The following is a 19,343-nucleotide window of genomic DNA, read 5'->3' as shown; positions in this document are numbered from 1 at the left end:
GTGGTGGCTCGGTCGGGTCGGGGGGTGGGGGGCTGTTGCGGCTGGGGGTGCGGTACGGGCTCGGGGTGCGGCACGGGTTCGGGGTCGGGCTCGGGCCGGTTCCGCACCGTAGGCGTCGGCGTAGGCGTCGGCCGTACCGGGGTGGGGCGTCCGGCGGGTGCGGGTTCGGGGTGTGCGGGTTCCGGGGGCGTCGCCTCGGGGTCCTGGGCTGTGCCGGCCCATGGATCCGTGGCGCCGACCAGCGGCCCCGGCCTTTCCGCCACCGGTTCCGAACGGCCTGCGACCGGCTCGCCGAACCCGGCCGCGGACTCCACGATGCCGGCCCCCGCCTCCTCGGCTCCGGTCGGCTGCTCCCCGGCCCCGACCCCCGGTCGCCCCGTCCCGGCGGCCGGGACCGTGGCGATGTCGCGGAGCGCCTCGGTGAGTTCGTGCAGACCGGGGCGGGACTCCGGTTGTTTCTTCAGGAGGGCGGCGAGGATGTCGTGGAGGGCGCCTGCGGCCGCGGGGAGTTCCGGTTCCTCGTAGAGGACGGCGTGGAGGGTGGCGAGGGTGGTGGAACGGGAGAAGGGGGAGCGGCCGCCGAGGGCGGCGCAGAGGGTGGCGCCGAGGGACCAGAGGTCGGAGGGCGGGCCCTGTGGGTGGCCGGAGACCCGCTCGGGGGCCATGTAGTCGGGGGAGCCGACGAGCATGCCGGCCATGGTGAGGGCCTCGGTGTTCTGGATGGCGGCGATGCCGAAGTCGGTGAGGACGACCTGGTGGGAGCCCGTGCGCTTGACGAGGACGTTGGCCGGTTTGATGTCGCGGTGCAGGACGCCCTGGGCGTGCACCTGGCCCAGCGCGTCGACGAGTTCGAGGCCGATGCGGGCCGTGTCGCGTACGCCGAGGGGACCGTCCTGGGCCACGAGCCGTTCCAGGGAACGGCCGTCGACCAGTTCCATGACGATCCAGAGCCGTTCGCCCGCGTCGACCACGTCGTAGACACGTACGACGTGGGGGTGGTCGATACGGGCCGTGGCCCTGGCCTCCCGCAGGGTTCGCTCGCGTCGGGTGCGGCTGTCCTCCGGGTCGAGGCCGTCGATACGCATTTCCTTGACGGCGACCTGCCGGTCGAGCATTTCGTCGGTGGCCCGCCAGACCCGGCCCATTCCACCTTGGCCGATGCTTTCGACCAGCCGATAACGGCCGGCCACCATAAGACCCGGAACACCGCCCCGCGTTATTTCCGGCACCCCCATGCCCCCCTTCAACAACTGACCGCACATGCCACAGAAGAACCAAAAAGTCGCGCATTGGTCACACTTCGTGCCGCACCAGCATAGTGCTGGGAAATCTTGTGGTACCTCTTCATAGGCCGTGAATTCAGGCACGGCCAGGGGGAAGCAAGGGGGATGGAACATGAGTTCTCATCGTAAGGCCGCCGTCGCCGGATCACTGCTCACCGTGTCGTTCACGTCGGTGATGATCCTCGGCTTCACGGCGTCGGCGGACGACGAGGGGGGATTGAGCGGTCATGGCGGAAAGGCCGTGGACACGGCACCTGCGGGAGTGAAGCTCTCGACGCTGCTGTCCAAGGAGATCAAAGTCGACAACAAGTCCGAGGAAACGGATATCACCGGCGTCGTGAAGAACGAGGGAAGCAAGGCGAGCGGGGAAATCCGGTTGCTTGTGGTCGGTTTTGACGGCATGACGGTCAAGAACGTCGAAGGGTGTTCGGCAATCCCGGCGGGGGATCTTCCCGACGGCGCGAACAGTGGTTTCGCGTGCGCGATCGACGATCTGGCGGCCGGAAAGTCGAAGACCTATGCGATCGACGCCACGTACGACCTGAGCAAGCAGGGCAGGATCTGTCTTCCGGTCCAGAACTCCGACGGCTCGAAGACCTTCTGGCAGCAGGGCCCGGTCCCGTTCGGCACGACCAACCAGTCCCCCAACGAACCCGCCACCCCGCTGCTCCTCGGCACCGACAACAGCCCGGTCACCCCCGGCGGCGGTGACGGCGACGGCGGTGGAGGCGGAGGGAAGGACGACAAGCCGGACGAGCTGCCCCAGACCGGTCCGGCCGACCGCGTCCTGCCGCTCGGCATGGCCGGTGCCGCGCTCATCTCGGCCGGTGCGGCGGGCCTGTGGTGGAACCACCGGCGGGCCCGGCAGGAGTCCTGACCCACCGAGCGGGGAAAAGCTGACGGAAGCTGTCAGGTTATGCGGGCACGGTCTCCTCCGAGCGAACGATGCGTGACGGAGGAGACCGATGAATCCGCGAGACCTCAGCACGGCCGACTGTCCTGTCCTGGTTCCCGACGACGCCGGTTACGACGACGAAGTCGCCGGATTCCAGACCGCGTTCGGGCGGCGGCCGGACGTGGCCGTCGGAGCCGGCACGGTCGGTGACGTGGTGGCGGCGGTGGCGTACGCGGCGCAGCGGGGACTGCCGGTCCGCGTGCAGGCGACCGGGCACGGGGTGGCGGGGGCGTACGAGGGTGGGGTGCTGGTCGGTACCCGGCGGATGGACGGGGTGAGGGTCGACCCCGTGGGCCGGACCGCCCACGTCGAGGCGGGCGTCCGCTGGGGTCGGGTCGTCGCCGCGGCCGGGCCGTACGGGCTCGCCCCGCTGAACGGGTCGTCGCCCGGTGTGGGGGTCGTCGGGTACACGCTGGGCGGTGGACTGGGCATCCTGGCGCGGGAGTTCGGGTACGCGGCGGATCACGTGCGGGCGCTCGACCTGGTCACGGCGGACGGACGGACGCGCCGTGTGACGCGCGACAGCGAGCCCGATCTGTACTGGGCGCTGCTCGGCGGCGGACACGGTCTCGGGATCGTCACCGGGATGGAGATCGGTCTCGTGCCCGTGGCCCGGCTCTACGGCGGCTCGCTCTCCTTCGACGGGCGCGAGGTCGACCCGGCGGCCCTGCTGCGGACGTACGAACACTGGACGCGGACCGTGCCGGACACCCTGACCTCGTCGTTCGCGGCCGTCGCGTACCCGGATGTGCCGGGGCTGCCGCCGCATCTGCGCGGGCGGTACGTCGTCTCCGTACGGGTCGCCCACACCGGCGACGGTGACGAAGGGGAACGGCTGGTCGCGCCGCTGCGGCAGGCGGGGCCGGTGTTCGCGGACACGCTCCGGGTGATGCCGTACGAGGAGAGTCACACGATCCACAGTGATCCGGCGGCGCCGCACACCCATCACGGGGACAGCGCGGTGCTGCGCGAGCTGGACGTCGAGGCCGTGGGCGAGGTGCTCGCGCGGACCGGACCGGAGGCGGCCGCCATGTGTGTGGTGCAGGTCAACCAGTTGGGCGGGGCGCTCGCGAGGCCCGCGCCCAACTCGGTGCCGTATCGCGACGGGCGGTTCCTGCTGCGGCTGGTGGCGATGGCCGAACGGGAGCCGGCCCGGCGGATCCTCGACCCTGGGTTCGAGGTGGTGCGGCCCTGGACGCTGGGGCGGGCGGTCAACTTCGCGTTCGGCGCCGGAGATCGGAGCGAGGGGCTGTACGACGCCGGAACGCGCAAGAGGCTCGCCGTGGTGCGGTCGGAGTACGACCCGGCGAACCTCTTCGCAAGGGGCGCTGCTTTCTGAGCGGCGCCTGGTCGGCGGGGCTGAGCCGCCGCGTCAGTTCTTCAGCAGCTTCCAGGCCGTCGGCAGCAGCCCCATGGCCAGGACGACCTTGATGGCGTCGCCGATCAGGAAGGGGGTGAGGCCGACCGCGACGGCGGCGGAGAGGCTGATGTCGGCGGTGGCGGCGAGGTAAGGGACGCCGACGGCGTAGATGATCGCCTCGCCGACGAGCATCGTGCCGGCCATGCGCAGCGTGGAGCGGTCGCCGCCGCGGCGGGCGAGGGCGCCCACTGCGGCGACGGCGAGGATCATGCCGAGGATGTAGCCGAAGGAGACGCCGATGCCGGAGGTGCCGTTGGCGAACCACGGCACGCCGGCCAGGCCGGCCAGCGCGTACAGGGCGAGAGCGGCGACGCCGCGGCCCGCACCGAGGGTGGTGCCGACGAGCAGGGCGGCGAAGGTCTGGCCGGTGACCGGGACCGGGGAGCCCGGCACGGGCACGGAGATCTGGGCGGCGAGCCCGGTGAGCGCGGCGCCGCCGACCACGAGCGCGATGTCGCGGGCGCGGACGCCGGCGACGGGCAGGAGGTCGGCGAGGACCTCTCCGGGGCGGGCTGACGTGGTGGCGGTGCTCATGTTCGGGCTCACTCCGGCGGGTGAAGTCGGCGGGGACACGGTGACGCTATCCCAGGCCCCTCGCACCGGACACCGTCAGCGCTCGACAAAGGGGGCAACGACGGCTTGGTGGGCTTCATACAAAGGATGTGGGTTACACCCGGTAAGGCGTGACGCCGGTCACTGAGGTGGGGTGGCTTTGGTCTTGCGGGGGCGTCTCGTCGGATCTGTAGGGTTTCGCCAATCGGGTCGGCGGCGTGGACAGGTGCCGTCTCGCCCGTCGGTCGCCGTCTGGGCAGTGGTGGGTCGTTTTGCTAGCTTCGAGCGCATGGTTGCTCAGGCCCGGTACTTCTCGTCGCGTCGCTACGTCGATCTGCGACGCGTCGGCACGGCCACCTGTCGCCGTCCCGGGTGAGGCGGCTCCGGCACGCCCCGCCCCAATCGAGACGGCGCAGTGTCGGACCCGTTCCCGAGGATGATCGCCATGCCCCATGCCGCGGCAGCACCCACCCTTCACGCTCCCGCCTCCCCTCCCTCTCGCAGCCCCGCTCTTTCTCCCGTACCGCGTGTCGCCGACAGTGACCGGCGGCGGACCAGCGCCAGCGTGGTGCTGCGGTCCGTGCTGGAGCACGGGCCGGTGGCGCGCAGCATCATCGCCCGGGTGACCGGGCTGTCACCGGCCTCGGTGACCGACTACTGCGCCCGGTTCGCGGGGCTGGGTCTCATCCGTGAGGCCGAACCGCCCCGGCGGACCAAGGGGGCGGGGCGCCCGCACGTACCCCTCGACCTGGACGACTCGCGGTTCGTGGTGGGCGGGGTGCATGTGGCCGTGCCGTACACGACGGTCGCGCTGCTCGACCTGCGTGGACGGGTCGTCGTGGAGCGGCGGTTGAAGCACGGCTCCACCGACCCCGCCCCGGTCCTGGCGCGGGCCGCCGACGAACTCCGGGCCCTGCTGGGCGAGGCGCCGGGTTGCCGGGCCCTGGCCGTCGGCTTCGCGGCCGGCGGCTGGGTGGACCGGGAGTCCGGGACCGTCGTCGAGCATCCGCTGCTGGGCTGGCGCGAGGTGCCGGTGCGCGAGATGCTCGGTGCCGTGACCGGGCTGCCGGTCCATGTCGACGGGCACGCGCGGGCCTTGGTCAACGCCGAGCAGTTGTTCGGGCGGGCCCGTGGCAGCCGGAGCGTGCTGCATCTGTTCGTCGGCAACATGGTCGACGCGGCGTTCGCGACCAACGACGAGGTGCATCACGGGCCCCGCTCGCAGGCGGGAGCGATCGCCCATCTGCCGTTGCCCGGCGGTACGGAGCCCTGCGAGTGCGGCCGGACCGGCTGCCTCCAGGCCGAGTTGAGCGAGCGGACACTGTGCCGGCGGGCGCGGGCGGCCGGGGTCATCGGCGGGGTGAACCCGATGCGGGTGCTGGACGCGGCGGCGGGCGGCGACGCGGTGGCCGTGCGGCTACTGGTGGAGCGGGCGCGGATGGTGGGGCGGGCGGCGGAGTTGCTGCTCGACGTGCTGAACCCGGAGACCGTGGTCGTCACCGAGATCGGGATCGTCGGCCGGGCGGACTGCCTCGCCGCGCTGCACGAGGCCGTCGGGCCGGACCGGGCGGTGGCCGTGGGGCCGACGAGCTTCCCCGACTCCGTGCTGGCCACGGCGGGCGGAGCGGTGGCTCTGGACGTGCTCTACCGGGATCCGCTGGGGGCCGTGGCGCGTCTCTTCCCTGCCTCCGCCGAGGCCGGTTAATTCAGAAACTCCGAATGTTGACAGGCAATACCGAAGACCGGGAACATTGTATTCATGCTGCTCACGAGTTGTCGCACCCTCTGTTGCTGACACGTTGACGTACCGGAGTGCTCCTCGCACTCCGGCCGACGCGGCACTTCTTCCTGCGTGAGTTCTCCTTCCGCAGCTTCCTTTCCTTCCGATTGCGCGGATCCGTCCGCTCACGATTCCGATCGTGATTCCGTTCGTGACTCCATGCGCGATTCCGCGCTGGGTTCCGCGCGGGGTTCCGTGCGGGATTTCGTGCGGGATTTCGTGCACTTTCCACCGTTTACCCCTGGGGGTCCTCCCATGTCTTCTTCCGCCGCGCCCGGTTTCGACCGGCGACTCTTCCTCACCTCTCTCCTCGGCGTCACGGCCGCGGCGGCCGGTCTCAGCGGCTGCGCCGACAGCAGCGCGGCCACCGCCCGGACGGCCGCGGACGCGCCGCTGCCCACCAAGGTTCCCTCGGGTACGAGCCTGAAGATCGCCTCCTTCCAGAATCAGCAGGAGTTGCAGTTCGAGCTCGCGAAACTCGGCGATCTTCCTTTCAAGGTGAGCAGTTGGGCGAACATCGGCGCCGGACCCGATGTCATCAACGCCTTCCGGGCGGGGTCGCTGGACGTCGCCAACAACGCGGGTATTCCACCGATCCAGGCGCATTACCAGGGTTACGACGCGAAGATCGTCGCGATCAACGTCACCCGGAAGCCGAACTATCTCTTCGCCACCAAGCCCGGCAGCGACATCTCCTCGGTCGAGGATTTCCGGGGCAAGAGGCTCGCCTTCTCCCAGGGGCAGGCGCAGGGCGTCGTACTGCTTCGGGCGTTGAAGGAGGCGGGGCTCGCGTACGACGACGCGGAACTCGTCCCGCTCACCAGCAACCAGTTCCTGACGGCCCTGCAGTCGGGCCAGGTAGACGTCGCTCCGCTCGCCAACCAGCAGGCGCCCGCCTATCTGCAGCAGTACAAGGCCAAGGGCGCCCGCACGATCCCCACCGACGTGGTGGACCTGCTCAACCTGCTGTGGGCGCCGGCCTCCGTGCTGGGCGACTCCGCGAAGGTGGCCGCCGTCGCCGCGTACATCCCGTACTGGGCGAAGGGCGCGGTCTGGCAGTACGAGAACCCGGACATCTGGAACGAGGAGTTCTACGTGAAGACCCAGAACCTGAACCTCGCCCAGGCGGAGTCGATCAGCGAACTCGCCAACAAGCCGCTCTTTCCGCCCAGTTGGGACGAGGCGATCAAGTGGGAGCAGGAGACCGCGGATCTGCTGGCGGAGGGTGGCTTCGTGAAGAAGTTCGACGTCGGCACGCTCTTCGACCGGCGGTTCGAGGGGATCGCGGCGAAGGCCGTGGCCGCGGAGTACCGGAAGTGAGCGCCGTGACCACCAGTGCCGCCCCGGTCGGCACGACCGCCGTAGGCACGGTCGAGGCCGTCGGGGAGACCTCCCAGGTCCGCAGGCGCCGGCGTCTCTCCCCCGGCAAGCGGCTGCCCGCCTCCCGGCTCGTCGGGCCGGTGCTGTTCCTCGCCCTCTGGGCCGTCGCCTCCGCCGCCGGACAGCTCGATCCGGCGGCGATCCCGGCGCCCTGGACGGTGCTGGAGACGGGCGTCCGTCTGTGGACCGACGGGACCCTGACGACGGACATCACGACCTCGTTGCAGCGGGCCGGATCCGGGTTCGTGATCGGGCTGACCGCCGGTGTCGCGCTCGCCCTGGCCTCCGGGCTCAGCCGGGTCGGCGAGGCGCTGATCGACGGGACCGTGCAGCTCAACCGGGCGATCCCGACGCTGGGCCTGATCCCGCTGTTCATCCTCTGGCTGGGCATCGGCGAGACCTTCAAGATCGCGATCATCGCCATCGTCGTCTACATCCCCATCTACCTCAACACGCATGCCGCGCTGGCCGGGATCGACAGCCGATTCGTCGAACTCGCCGAGGTGCAGGGTCTGTCGAGGCTGCAGTTCGTCCGGCAGATCGTCATCCCCGGCGCGCTGCCCGGCTTCTTCGTGGGCCTGCGGCTCGGGGTGACCGGCTCCTGGCTGGGCCTGGTCGTACTGGAGCAGATCAACGCCACCAACGGACTCGGCTACATGATGTTCCAGGCCCAGAACTACGGCCAGAGCGACGTCATCCTCGTCGGCCTGGTCGTCTACGGGATCTTCGGCCTGATCTCCGACAGCGCGGTCCGTCTCATCGAACGGAGGGTGCTGTCATGGCGACGCACGCTGAGCAGCTGACGAACACCGGGCGGACGGCCACCCCGCAGCCGCGGACGGCCACCCCGCAGCCGCGAACGGCCACGGCCACTCGGCCCGCCGTGCGACTCCGGGAACTCACGCGGTCGTTCGACGGACGCAAGGTCCTCGACGGCATCGACCTCGACATCCCCGCCGGGCAGTTCGTGGCCCTGCTCGGGCACAGCGGCTCCGGCAAGAGCACGCTGCTGCGGGCGGTCGCCGGGCTCGACCACGAGGTGGTGGGCAGCGGGCGGCTCACCGCGCCGGCCCGGGTGTCCGTCGTCTTCCAGGACTCCCGGCTGCTGCCCTGGCGCCGGGTCCTCGACAACGTGCTGCTCGGCGCGGAGGGCAAGGAGGCCGCAGCCAGGGGCCGCGAGGCCCTCGCCGAGGTGGGCCTGAAGGGCCGCGAGCGCGCCTGGCCGAACGAGCTGTCCGGCGGCGAGGCCCAGCGTGCGGCACTGGCCCGCTCCCTGGTCCGCGATCCCGAACTGCTGCTGGCCGACGAGCCGTTCGGCGCCCTGGACGCGCTCACCCGGATCAGGATGCACAGCCTGCTCAGGCAGCTGTGGGAACACCACAAGCCCTCCGTCCTGCTCGTCACCCACGACGTCGACGAGGCGATCGTGCTCGCCGACCGCGTCCTCGTGCTCGAACAGGGGCGCATCGGCCTCGACCTGACCATCGACCGCCCGCACCCGCGCTCGTACCGGGACCCCCTGCTGGGGGAGTACCGCGAGCGGCTGCTGGCCGCGCTCGGCGTGACGGAGGACCACGAGTGATCTCCGGTGAACCGCCGACGACTCCCGCGGGCCCGCCCATCCCCTCCGGTGAACCACCGACGAGCCCCGCCGGGCCGACCCATGACCTCCGCCCGACCGCCGACAACTCCCGCGGGCCCGCCCATCCCCTCCCGGTGAACCACCGACGAGCCCCCGCGGAGCCGGTCCATGACCTCAGGTGAACCGCCGACGACTCCCCCAGGACCGTCCATCGCCTCCGGCAAGCCGCCGACGCGCCCCGCCGGGCCCCGGACGACCGCCGCAGAACCGCCCATGACCCCCGAGGACCACCAGTGACATCGAGACAACTCCACCTCAACGCCTTCCTGATGAACACCGGCCACCACGAGGCGTCGTGGCGGCTGCCGGAGTCCGACCCGTACGCGCACGTCGAACTGGACCACTATGTGCGGCTGGCCCGGATCGCGGAGCGCGGCACGTTCGACTCGCTCTTCCTGGCCGACGGGCCGCACCTGTGGGGCAGTGTGGGCCAGCGTCCGGCGGGCGCCCTGGAACCACTCACCCTGCTCACCGCCCTGGCGACGGCGACCCAGCACATCGGCCTGATCGCCACCGCCTCCACCTCCTACAACTCCCCCTACAACCTGGCCCGCAAGTTCGCCTCGCTCGACATCCTCAGCGGCGGCCGGGCCGGCTGGAACATCGTCACCACCGCCGGCGCGGAGGCAGCCCGCAACTTCGGTCTCGACGCCGAGCCGGCGCACGCCCAGCGGTACGCGCGGGCCTCCGAGTTCCTCGACGTGGCCCTGAAGCTCTGGGACAGCTGGGAGGACGACGCGATCGTCGCCGACAAGGCGTCCGGTGTCTGGGCCGACGACACGAAGATCCATCCGCCCCGGCACAGGGGGACGTACTTCAGCGTCGAAGGCCCGCTCAACGTCCCGCGCTCGCCCCAGGGTTACCCGCTGCTCGTGCAGGCGGGGTCGAGCGAGGACGGCAAGGCGTTCGCGGCCCGGTACGCGGAGGCCGTGTTCACCGCTCAGCAGACCATCGAGGACGCTCAGGCCTTCTACGCCGACCTCAAGTCCCGTACGGCGGCGGTCGGCCGGGACCCCGAACACATCAAGGTGCTGCCCGGGATCGTCCCCGTACTCGGGTCGACGGAGGCCGAGGCGCGGGCGGCCGAGCGGGTCCTGGAGGACCACATCGTGTACACGCACGGGGTGGGCAATCTGGAGCGGTTGCTGCAACTGGAGCCGGGCAGCCTGGAGTTGGACGCGCCGCTGCCCGACGGTCTGCCGCCGGAGAGTGCGATCGAGGGCGCCAAGAGCCGCTACACGCTCGTCGTCGAGCTGGCCCGGCGCGAGGGGCTCACCGTGCGGGAGCTGATCGGGCGGCTGGGCGGCGGGCGCGGGCACCTCACCTTCGCCGGGACGCCCGAGCAGGTCGCCGACAAGATCGAGACCTGGTTCACGCGGGGCGCCGCCGACGGCTTCAACATCATGCCCGCGGTCCTGCCGTCCGGCCTCGACGCCTTCGTCGACCACGTCGTCCCGATCCTGCGCGCCCGCGGTCTGCTCCGCACCGAGTACGGCCCTCGCCGGACCCTGCGGGACCGCTACGGCCTGCCGAGGCCCGTCAACCAGCACGTCAACACGCCCGCACCCGCCCTCGTCTGATCCCCGAAGTCCCGCCGCCCTGAAGTCCCGCCGCCCCGAAAGCCCGGCCCCCGAAAGGAAGCACACCATGACCATCGACATCCAGAAGGTCACCGCCCACATCGGCGCCCGTGTCTCCGGCGTCGACATCTCCAAACCCCTCGACGAGGAGACGGTCGCCGCCCTGCGCGAGGCCCTCAACGTCCACAAGGCGCTCGTCTTCGACGACGTGAACCTCGACGACGAGACCCACCAGGCCTTCGTCCGCCACTTCGGCGACATCACCACCGCCCACCCGACGGTTGCCGCCGTCGAGGGGGCCGCGAACGTCCTGCCCGTGGACAGCGAGCGGGGGCGCGCCAACCACTGGCACACCGACGTCACGTTCGTCCTCAACCCGCCGCAGGCCACCACGCTGCGCAGCGTCACGATCCCGCCGTACGGCGGCGAGACCCTGATCGCGAACTCGGCGGCGGCCTACCGTGACCTGCCCGAACCGCTGCGGCGGCTGGCCGACGGCCTGTGGGCCGAGCACACCAACGACTACGACTACGCGGTGCCGGACGAGGAGATCGACGCGGAACGGGCCGAGCAGCGCGCCCGGTTCACCTCGATCAAGTACCGCACGGTCCATCCGGTGGTCCGCGTCCACCCGCTGACCGGTGAACGCGGGCTGTTCATCGGCGGGTTCGCGCAGCGGATCGTGGGCCTGTCGCTCGGCGAGTCCCGCAAGCTCCTCGACCTGCTCCAGTCGTACGTGACCCGGCCGGAGAACGTACTGCGCCACCGCTGGTCGGAGAACCAGCTCGTCGTCTTCGACAACCGCATCACCCAGCACTACGCCATCGACAACTACGACGGCCTGCCGCGCCGACTGCACCGGGTGACCGTCGCCGGTGACGTGCCGGCGGGCATCGAGGGCACGGAGAGCCACTCGGTCGAGGGGGACGCCTCGCACTACACGTCCGTGGCCTCGCAGCGCGTGCCCGTGGCGGCCTGACCCCGTCGCCCCGGAGCCGGGCGGCGGCCCCGGCAGGGCCCGTGCGGCGCGGGCACAGCCGGCGCCCGACGCGTCCGGAAAGCGGACAGCCCTTCCGTAGCCACAGCCACGGAGGGGCTGTCCGACGTGGTGGGCGTCCTCCGGGCCGTCGATCGTCGTCGTCCACACCCGCTCGGGCTCCTCGCCATGGCGGTGATGCGGACGCTCGGCGAGATGTGCACCGCGCACGCCTCTTCGGGCTCCTTCTCGAACCCCGCCGCACACGCCATCGGTCCATGGGGCGAGCTTCGTGGTCGGCCGGTCGTTCCGGGTACTGACGCGTCTTCGTCCTGACGGCCCGGGAGCCGGGACGCGGACGCGGTCGTACCGGTCGGGCGGGACGGCGCTGTTCCTGGCGGCGCCCGGACGTGCCCGGCAGGGGGCGCGCGCCGCCCGCTGACACACCTCGCATGCTTCAGGGCCCTCGCGCGGAGGACGGACGGTCGGTTCGCGCGAGGGCCCTTTCGCGTGCCGAGCACGCCCCACCAGTCTCTTGCTGCTAGCGTGCACTTGCAAGTACTTTGCAATAAGAGGTCGGAGGGGACCCCCATGCCCGTCTACACGCTTCCCGAACTGCCGTACGACTACGCCGCGCTCGCGCCCGTGATCAGCCCCGAGATCATCGAGCTGCACCACGACAAGCACCACGCGGCGTACGTCAAGGGAGCCAACGACACGCTCGACCAGCTCGCGGAGGCGCGCGACAAGGAGACGTGGGGCGCGATCAACGGCCTGGAGAAGAACCTGGCCTTCCATCTCTCCGGCCATATCCTGCACTCCATCTACTGGCAGAACATGACCGGCGACGGCGGCGGTGAGCCGCTGGCCGCCGACGGCGTGGGCGAGCTGGCGGACGCCATCACCGAGTCCTTCGGTTCGTTCGCGGGCTTCAAGGCCCAGCTGACCAAGGCCTCCGCCACAACCCAGGGCTCCGGCTGGGGCGTGCTGGCGTACGAGCCGCTCAGCGGGCGTCTCATCGTGGAGCAGGTCTACGACCACCAGGGCAACGTCGGCCAGGGCACCACCCCGATCCTCGTCTTCGACGCCTGGGAGCACGCCTTCTACCTGCAGTACAAGAACCAGAAGGTCGACTTCATCGACGCCATGTGGGCCGTCGTCAACTGGCAGGACGTGTCCCGCCGTCACGAGGCCGCCAAGTCCCGCGCGGACGTGCTGCTGCTGGCCCCCTGAGCAGACCCCGCCGAGATGTCCTGCTCGTGATCGTCTTCTCAACCTTCACCGGGCAGGCAGAAAGAGGCAGAACCCCCGCGAGGACGTGACTCGCGGGGGTTCTCGTCGTCCGGGGACCGGAAAACGCCACCGGCGGGGCGCGTTCCGGTCTGACGGTTTCCTGAACTTTCGCCCTATGATCCCGATTTCCGGCCGGATTCCCGATCCGGCCGACCGGACCGGGAGGTCGCATGTCGACGAGCTACAAGCACTGCCCGCCCTGTGGAGGAAGCAAGCCCCTGCCGTTCCACGAGGCCGACAAGGAAGTGCGGCAGCACCTCGAGTCCCTGGGGAAGCACCCGGCCGGCTGGTGGCGCTGCGGCAACCACGGCGAGAAGGGCCGCTGCCTGTTCGTGCAGCCGTGGGGCAACCAGAGCGAGGGGCTGACCCTCCCCGAGTCCTTCAGGTGACCCGGCCGGTCAGACCAGGTTGCTGAAGTCCGGGCCCTTGGTGCGGGTGCGCTTGAGTTCGTAGAAGCCGGGGACCGAGGCGACCAGGAGGGTGCCGTCCCAGAGCTTGGCGGCCTCCTCGCCCTTCGGGGCGGGGGTGACGACCGGACCGAAGAAGGCTATCTGCTCGCCGTCGGCGCCGGGGACGGCGATGACGGGGGTGCCGACGTCCTGGCCGACCTTGTCGATGCCCTCCTTGTGGGAGGCGCGCAGCTCGGCCTCGTAAGGGGTGGAGTCCCAGTGCTCCATGAGGGACTCGGGCAGCCCGACCTCGGCCACCGCGGCGGCGACGACGTCCTTCTCTATGCCCAGGCCCTGGTTGTGCGCACGGGTGCCGATCGCGGTGTAGAGGTCACCGAGGACCTTGGCGCCGTGCTCCTGCTGGGCGGCTATGACGATCCGTACCGGGCCCCAGGCCTTGGTGGCCAGCAGCTCGCGGTACTCCTCGGGCAGGTCGTCGATCTTGGGCTCGTTCAGCACCGCGAGGCTCATCACATGCCAGCGGACCTCGATGTCCCGGACCTTCTCCACCTCCAGGACCCATCGCGAGGTCATCCAGGCCCACGGGCACAGGGGGTCGAACCAGAAGTCGACGGGGGTCTTGCCGGAGGTCTGCTCGGACATGGTTCTCCTCGGACGAGAGTTCGGAAGGCCGTTCGCATGGGAAGTCGCTTCAGCTGCCAACACCGACGGCCGGGCGTCGCATTCCCACCTGCCCGCCCTCGGACGCGCATGACAGGATCGGGCCTGTCCGCATACTGAACACCACCTGAACACCACCCCTAGGGAGTGCCGCCCGTGCCCGGTGAGAATCTGTCCCGTGACGAGGCCCAGGAACGGGCCGCACTGCTGTCCGTCGACGGTTACGAGGTCTCCCTCGACCTGCGGTCAGCCGTCGGCGACGCGGGTGGCCACGGTGGCGAGCCGCGCACCTTCCGCTCGGTGACGACGATCCGCTTCCGCTGCGCCGACCCGGGCGCCGGCAGCTTCGCCGATCTGATCGCGCCGAGTGTGACGGCCGTCTCCCTCAACGGAAAGGACCTCGACCCGAGCGAGGTCTTCGACGGCTCCCGGATCACCCTCGACGACCTGGCCGCCGAGAACGAGCTGGTGGTCGACGCCCGGTGCGCCTACTCCCGCACCGGCGAGGGCCTGCACCGCTTCGTCGACCCCGAGGACGGCGAGGTCTATCTCTACACCCAGTACGAGCCGGCGGACTCCCGCCGGGTCTTCGCGAACTTCGAGCAGCCGGACCTCAAGGCTCCCTTCCGCTTCGAGGTGCGCGCGCCCGAGGGGTGGGTCGTGTGGAGCAACGGGGTCGGCGAGCAGACGGACGGGGTGTGGCGGTTCGCGGAGACGAAGCCGATCTCGACATACATCACGGCGGTCGTCGCGGGCCCGTACCACTACGTGACGGACACCTACGAGCGGGTCTTCGAGGACGGTACGCGGCTGGAGATCCCCCTCGGCGCGATGTGCCGCAAGGGTCTCGCCCCCTACTTCGACTCCGACGACGTCTTCCTGATCACCAAGCAGGGCCTGGACTTCTTCCACGACCACTTCGACTACCCGTACCCGTTCGGGAAGTACGACCAGGCGTTCGTGCCCGAGTACAACCTCGGCGCGATGGAGAACCCGGGGCTCGTCACGTTCCGCGAGGAGTTCATCTTCCGGGGCAAGGTCACGCGGGCGTCGTACGAGCGGCGGGCGAACGTCGTCCTGCACGAGATGGCGCACATGTGGTTCGGCGACCTCGTGACCATGGTGTGGTGGGACGACCTGTGGCTGAAGGAGTCCTTCGCCGACTTCATGGGGTCCTTCTCGATGGTCGAGGCGACCCGCTTCACCAACGGCTGGGTCACCTTCGCCAACAACCGCAAGTCCTGGGCGTACCGCGCCGACCAGCTGCCCTCCACCCACCCGGTCACGGCCGACATCCGTGACCTGGAGGACGCGAAGCTCAACTTCGACGGCATCACGTACGCCAAGGGCGCCTCCGTGCTCAAGCAGTTGGTGGCGTACGTGGGGCGCGAGGCCTTCCTGGAGGGCGCCCGGCGCTACTTCAAGCGGAACGCGTACGGCAACACGAAGCTGGGCGACCTGCTGTCGGTGCTCGAGGAGACCAGCGGGCGGGACATGGTGTCCTGGTCGCGGGCGTGGCTCCAGACGGCGGGGGTCAACTCCCTCACTCCGCAGGTGCTTCTCGACGCCGATGGCCGGATCGACGAGCTGGCCGTGGTGCAGGAGGCGGCCGAGTCGCACCCCGAACTACGGCCGCACCGGGTGGCGATCGGCCTGTACCGGCGCAACGGCGAGGACGGCGCGCTGGAGCGGTACGCGCGGGCCGAGGTCGATGTGGACGGCCCGCGTACGGTCGTGGGCGAGCTGGCCGGGGCCGAGGCGCCCGAGCTGGTGCTGGTCAACGACGACGACCTGACGTACTGCAAGATCCGGTTCGACGCGGGGTCGCTGGACACGCTGCGGGCCGGGCTCGGGGACGTCTCCGACCCGCTGGCCCGGGCGCTGTGCTGGTCGGCGCTGTGGAACCTGACGCGGGACGCGCTGCTGCCGGCGCGGGACTTCGTCGACCTCGTGCTGCGGTTCGCGGGGCGGGAGTCCGACATCGGGGTGCTGCAGATGCTGCACGCGTGGGCCGGTTCGGCGCTCACGCACTACGCGGCGCCTCAGTGGCGGGAGGCCGGGGGCCGGCTGCTGGCGGAGGGTGCGTTGCGTGAGCTGCGGGCGGCCGAGGCGGGCAGTCAGCACCAGCTGACGTGGGCCCGTTTCCTCGCCTCGGTCGCCTCGGGCGAGGGCGATCTGGCGGTGCTGCGGGGGCTGTTGGCCGGGACCGAGAACGTCGACGGGCTGGACGTCGACCAGGAGCTGCGATGGGCCTTCCTGGAGCCGCTGGCAACGCACGGGGTCGCCGACGAGAGGGTACTGGCCGCGGAGTTGGCGCGGGACGACACCGCTTCCGGGAAGCGGCACCAGGTGCGCTGTCTGGCGGCGCGGCCGTCCGCGGCGGTCAAGGCGCAGGCGTGGGCGTCGGTCGTGGAGTCGGACACGCTGTCCAACGCGTTGGTCGAGGCGACGATCACGGGGTTCACCCGGCCGTCCCAGCGGGAGTTGGTGGCGCCGTACGCCGCCAAGTACTTCGAGGTGATCGAGCGGGTGTGGGCCGAGCGGTCGATCCAGATCGGGATGGACGTGGTGCGGGGCTTGTTCCCGTCGCTGCAGGATTCCCAGGGGACGTTGGACGCGACGGACGCGTGGCTCGCCTCGCACGAGGGGGCGGCACCGGCGTTGCGGAGGCTGGTGCTGGAGGCCCGGGACGATCTGGCCCGGGGGCTGCGGGGACAGGCGTGTGACGCGGCGGCGGGGGCCGGGGCGGCGGGTTAACCGCCGCTGAGCTTTCACGTGTTGCGCACCCGGCGAGTGCCGCTGGGCGGGGGACGGGTGCGCAACTCGGCGCCACGATGTGCCGCTGCGCCCACCCGTACCGCCCCGGCGGCACGACTGCCCGCAGCGGGGTAGGAAACGGGCGAAGCGGCATCCCGGTTCGGGGTTACCGAATTCGGGTAATCGGAGCCGTAACCTTTTCTGATCCCCGTACGGACCAGCGGGTATCGGCAGTCGAACGCACGTACTTTAGTGTGGTCTTGTCCGGATTTGTCGACGAGCGTGTAACAGCGGTTCATGGGCGGCCCCGGAGCGGGAACCTCCGGGTCATGACCCACAACACCCCGCTCTCCCCCCGCCCCCTCCGTCGTCTCTCGGACGCCACGCGCCGGGTGCTGACGGCCGCGCAGTTGCGCGCGCAGGGTGTCACCGCGGCCGAGACGAACGAGCAGTGCCGGCCCGGTGGCTCCTGGCAGCAGATCCTGCCGGGCGTGTTCCTGCTGCACCCGGGCCCGCCCACCTCCGAGGAGCGGCTGCACGCGGTGCTGTCGTACGCGGCGCGCTCCCCGTTCCGCGAGACGGCCGCCGGGTCCGCGGGAGCCGTCGGCGTACCCGCGCAGCCGAACGCCGACGAGCCCCGCCCGGCGTCCCGCTACCCGGACGCGGTGATCACGGGCCTGGCCGCCCTGACCCTGCACGGGTTCACGTCCGCTCCCCCGCTCCCCTCCCTCGACGCGATCGACGTCCTGGTCCCGCGTATGCGCCGGCTGCGGACCGCGGGCTGCGCGCGGATCGTCCGCACCCCGGCCCTGCCGACCCCGTCGTACGTGACCGGCCTGCCCGTCGCCCCGGTGCCGCGCGCTCTCGCCGACGCGGTCGCGGAACTCGCCGACGCGGGCGCCGTACGCCGGCTGCTGACGGAGGCCGTGTGCGGCGGCCACACCGAGGCTGCCGCCGTCGTAGGGGAGTTGACGCAGGCGCGGCTGCTGAACCGTCCGCATGTCGCCGACGCGGTGGAGTCGCTGCTCGCCGAGGGACGGGCGGTCGCGGAGGACCAGCTGTACCGGATGGTCCGCGAGTACGCCCTGCCCGACCCGGTCTGGAACGTCGACCTCCGTCTGCCCGGCGGCCCCCACCTCGGCGGTCTCGACGCGTACTGGCCGGAGCAGGCCGTCGCGGTCGAGCTGGACACCCGCGCCCCGCGCCAGGAGGACGACGCGCTGTGGTCCGAGTACGCCCGCAAGCGCGAGATGTTGGAACGGCTCGGCATCACCGTCGTCCACATCACCCCCAGGAAGCTGCGCGATTCGCTGGAGCAGCAGGCGGCCGTGGTCCGCACCGCGTTGATGGCGTCGTGCGACCGCGATCCGGCGGCGTACGTGGTGGTACTGCCGCGGTGACCGGGTAGCCGACCGGCAAGGCCGGTGACCGGCAGGAGGGGAGAGGAGGGGCCGCCGAGCGTTCGGCGGCCCCTCCTCGTCCGTTCCCAGGGCGCCCTGGGCTGCGCCGTGTACTCCCCGACCGTGGTTCTACTTCCCGCAGAACTCCGCCTCCATGATCGGCAGACTGTCGCCCGCCCAGTCGCTGTTGAAGTTGTAGGTGAGGGTGTGGCGGCCGTCGGCCGTGGTGGCGGTTTCGGAGAGGGAGCCGTGGATGCCGCCACTGTGGCCCCAGAGCCGGACGCCGCAGGAGAGCTTGTAGGTGATGAGGCCGAGGCCGTAGCCGCCGCGTTCGCCGTCGACGGGGATGACGTTCTTCATCTCGGCCAGCTGCTTCTCGGGAAGGAGCTTGCCGCGCAGGAGGGCGGAGATGAAGCGGTTGAGGTCGTCGGCGTCGGAGACCATCCCGCCCGCCGCGCCGGCCAAGGAGGGGTTGAACTTCGTGACGTCGTACGTCCTGCCGTCCGTCGTCTCCGCCAGCTTGGAGTAGGCACGGCTGTGCGGGCCCGGGAGGGTGGGGACGGTGTCGGGGACCTTCGTGTCGCGCAGGCCGAGGGGTTCGATGACGCGGGCGCGGATCTCGTGGCCGTACGAGTGGCCCGTGGCCTTCTCGATCACCATGCCGGCGAGCACGTAGTTGGTGTTGGAGTAGCTCCAGTCGGCGCCGGGGGCGAAGTCCGGCTCGTGCTTCATGGCGATGCCGACCAGTTCCCGCGGGCTCCAGGTGCGGTAGCGGTTCTCGAAGAAGCCCTCCGCGAGAAAGACATCCTTCACGAACTGCTTGTCCGAGGTGTAGTCGGCGATTCCGCTGGTGTGGTTGAGGAGTTGGCGGAGCGTCATCCTGCGGCCGTCGTGGCCCTTGCCGCGCACCACGCCCGGCAGCCACGTGTCGACCTTGTCGTCCAGGGACAGTCTGCCCTCCGCCTCCAGCTGGAGGAGCACGGTGGAGACGAAGGTCTTCGTGATGCTGCCGACGCGGAAGTGGTCGCGGGCGGAACGCGGTTCGCCCGTCTTCTGGTCGCCGACCCCCGAGGTGGCCTTCCAGACGCCGTGTTCGTCCTTCGCCTGGACGGTGATGCCGACGACCCCGTCCTTGACGTTGGCGTCCATCGCCTTCCGGGTGGCGCGGTGGTCGCCTCCCGCCGAGGCCCCGGTGGGTACGGCCGCCACCGCCGGGGCGGCCAGCGCCACCGCGGCGGTCACGGCGGTGGGGGCC

At 70.8% G+C, this 19,343-nt stretch carries 17 protein-coding genes; 13 read left to right on the top strand and 4 right to left on the bottom strand.

Going from position 1 to position 19,343, the window contains the following annotated elements:
* The coding region (locus tag AWZ10_RS18195) for a serine/threonine-protein kinase (protein ID WP_244172516.1) at positions 1-1,145 on the bottom strand (1,145 nt) is incomplete at its 3' end.
* Positions 1,146-1,395: 250 nt separating this feature from the next.
* On the opposite strand from AWZ10_RS18195, the gene AWZ10_RS18190 reads away from it, so the two are divergent.
* Positions 1,396-2,160, top strand: a complete 765-nt coding sequence (locus AWZ10_RS18190) for a hypothetical protein (protein ID WP_046709357.1) — start codon at positions 1,396-1,398, stop codon at positions 2,158-2,160.
* A gap of 88 nt (positions 2,161-2,248) precedes the next feature.
* A complete protein-coding gene (locus AWZ10_RS18185; RefSeq protein ID WP_079104394.1) occupies positions 2,249-3,577 on the top strand; it encodes an FAD-binding oxidoreductase in 1,329 nt (442 codons plus the stop codon).
* Between the two features lie 33 nt (positions 3,578-3,610).
* Here AWZ10_RS18185 and AWZ10_RS18180 read toward each other — a convergent pair whose 3' ends face one another.
* Positions 3,611-4,192, bottom strand: a complete 582-nt coding sequence (locus tag AWZ10_RS18180) for a biotin transporter BioY (RefSeq protein WP_060891582.1) — start codon at positions 4,190-4,192, stop codon at positions 3,611-3,613.
* Between the two features lie 463 nt (positions 4,193-4,655).
* On the opposite strand from AWZ10_RS18180, the gene AWZ10_RS18175 reads away from it, so the two are divergent.
* From AWZ10_RS18175 to AWZ10_RS18140, 9 genes are all read left to right on the top strand, one after another.
* Positions 4,656-5,915 (top strand): ROK family protein, encoded by a 1,260-nt coding sequence (locus AWZ10_RS18175; protein WP_079104395.1) that lies wholly within the window; start codon positions 4,656-4,658, stop codon positions 5,913-5,915.
* Positions 5,916-6,245: 330 nt separating this feature from the next.
* Positions 6,246-7,310: an ABC transporter substrate-binding protein gene (locus AWZ10_RS18170; RefSeq protein ID WP_046709359.1), complete on the top strand. Its 1,065-nt coding sequence runs from the start codon at positions 6,246-6,248 to the stop codon at positions 7,308-7,310.
* The gene (locus tag AWZ10_RS18165; protein WP_060891581.1) at positions 7,307-8,173 is read left to right on the top strand and encodes an ABC transporter permease; all 867 of its coding nucleotides are present in this window, start codon (positions 7,307-7,309) and stop codon (positions 8,171-8,173) included. Before AWZ10_RS18170 ends, AWZ10_RS18165 begins: the two co-directional genes overlap by 4 nt.
* Positions 8,149-8,952: an ABC transporter ATP-binding protein gene (locus tag AWZ10_RS18160; RefSeq protein WP_046709361.1), complete on the top strand. Its 804-nt coding sequence runs from the start codon at positions 8,149-8,151 to the stop codon at positions 8,950-8,952. The genes AWZ10_RS18165 and AWZ10_RS18160 overlap by 25 nt, the downstream gene beginning before the upstream one ends.
* Positions 8,953-9,120: 168 nt before the next feature.
* Entirely contained in the window at positions 9,121-9,249 is a 129-nt protein-coding gene (locus AWZ10_RS55110) for a hypothetical protein (RefSeq protein ID WP_267893577.1), read from the top strand.
* Positions 9,246-10,592: an LLM class flavin-dependent oxidoreductase gene (locus AWZ10_RS18155; RefSeq protein WP_060891580.1), complete on the top strand. Its 1,347-nt coding sequence runs from the start codon at positions 9,246-9,248 to the stop codon at positions 10,590-10,592. The genes AWZ10_RS55110 and AWZ10_RS18155 overlap by 4 nt, the downstream gene beginning before the upstream one ends.
* A gap of 67 nt (positions 10,593-10,659) precedes the next feature.
* Complete coding sequence (locus tag AWZ10_RS18150; RefSeq protein WP_046708274.1) at positions 10,660-11,571, top strand: TauD/TfdA dioxygenase family protein; 912 nt, start codon at positions 10,660-10,662, stop codon at positions 11,569-11,571.
* 588 nt (positions 11,572-12,159) lie between these two features.
* The gene (locus AWZ10_RS18145) at positions 12,160-12,801 is read left to right on the top strand and encodes a superoxide dismutase (RefSeq protein WP_046708273.1); all 642 of its coding nucleotides are present in this window, start codon (positions 12,160-12,162) and stop codon (positions 12,799-12,801) included.
* Positions 12,802-13,031: 230 nt separating this feature from the next.
* A complete protein-coding gene (locus tag AWZ10_RS18140) occupies positions 13,032-13,250 on the top strand; it encodes a hypothetical protein (RefSeq protein WP_046708272.1) in 219 nt (72 codons plus the stop codon).
* A 9-nt stretch (positions 13,251-13,259) separates the two neighbouring features.
* On the opposite strand, the gene AWZ10_RS18135 is transcribed toward AWZ10_RS18140, so the two are convergent.
* Complete coding sequence (locus AWZ10_RS18135) at positions 13,260-13,913, bottom strand: DsbA family protein (protein ID WP_046708271.1); 654 nt, start codon at positions 13,911-13,913, stop codon at positions 13,260-13,262.
* Positions 13,914-14,087: 174 nt separating this feature from the next.
* On the opposite strand from AWZ10_RS18135, the gene pepN reads away from it, so the two are divergent.
* Together pepN and AWZ10_RS18125 are read left to right on the top strand one after the other, a co-directional pair.
* Positions 14,088-16,688, top strand: coding sequence for an aminopeptidase N (pepN, locus tag AWZ10_RS18130; protein WP_060891579.1), 2,601 nt, complete (start codon positions 14,088-14,090; stop codon positions 16,686-16,688).
* Positions 16,689-17,017: 329 nt separating this feature from the next.
* A complete protein-coding gene (locus tag AWZ10_RS18125; RefSeq protein WP_046705964.1) occupies positions 17,018-18,088 on the top strand; it encodes a hypothetical protein in 1,071 nt (356 codons plus the stop codon).
* 129 nt (positions 18,089-18,217) lie between these two features.
* Here the strand turns inward: AWZ10_RS18125 and AWZ10_RS18120 are convergent.
* Positions 18,218-19,343: serine hydrolase domain-containing protein (locus tag AWZ10_RS18120; RefSeq protein WP_341846089.1), on the bottom strand; the 1,126-nt coding region annotated here is incomplete at its 5' end.

Origin of the sequence: Streptomyces europaeiscabiei (assembly GCF_001550375.1) — a bacterium.
Taxonomy (GTDB): domain Bacteria; phylum Actinomycetota; class Actinomycetes; order Streptomycetales; family Streptomycetaceae; genus Streptomyces; species Streptomyces europaeiscabiei.
Note: the sequence above shows the minus strand (reverse complement) of the source record. Positions and strands in the feature narration are given on the sequence as shown.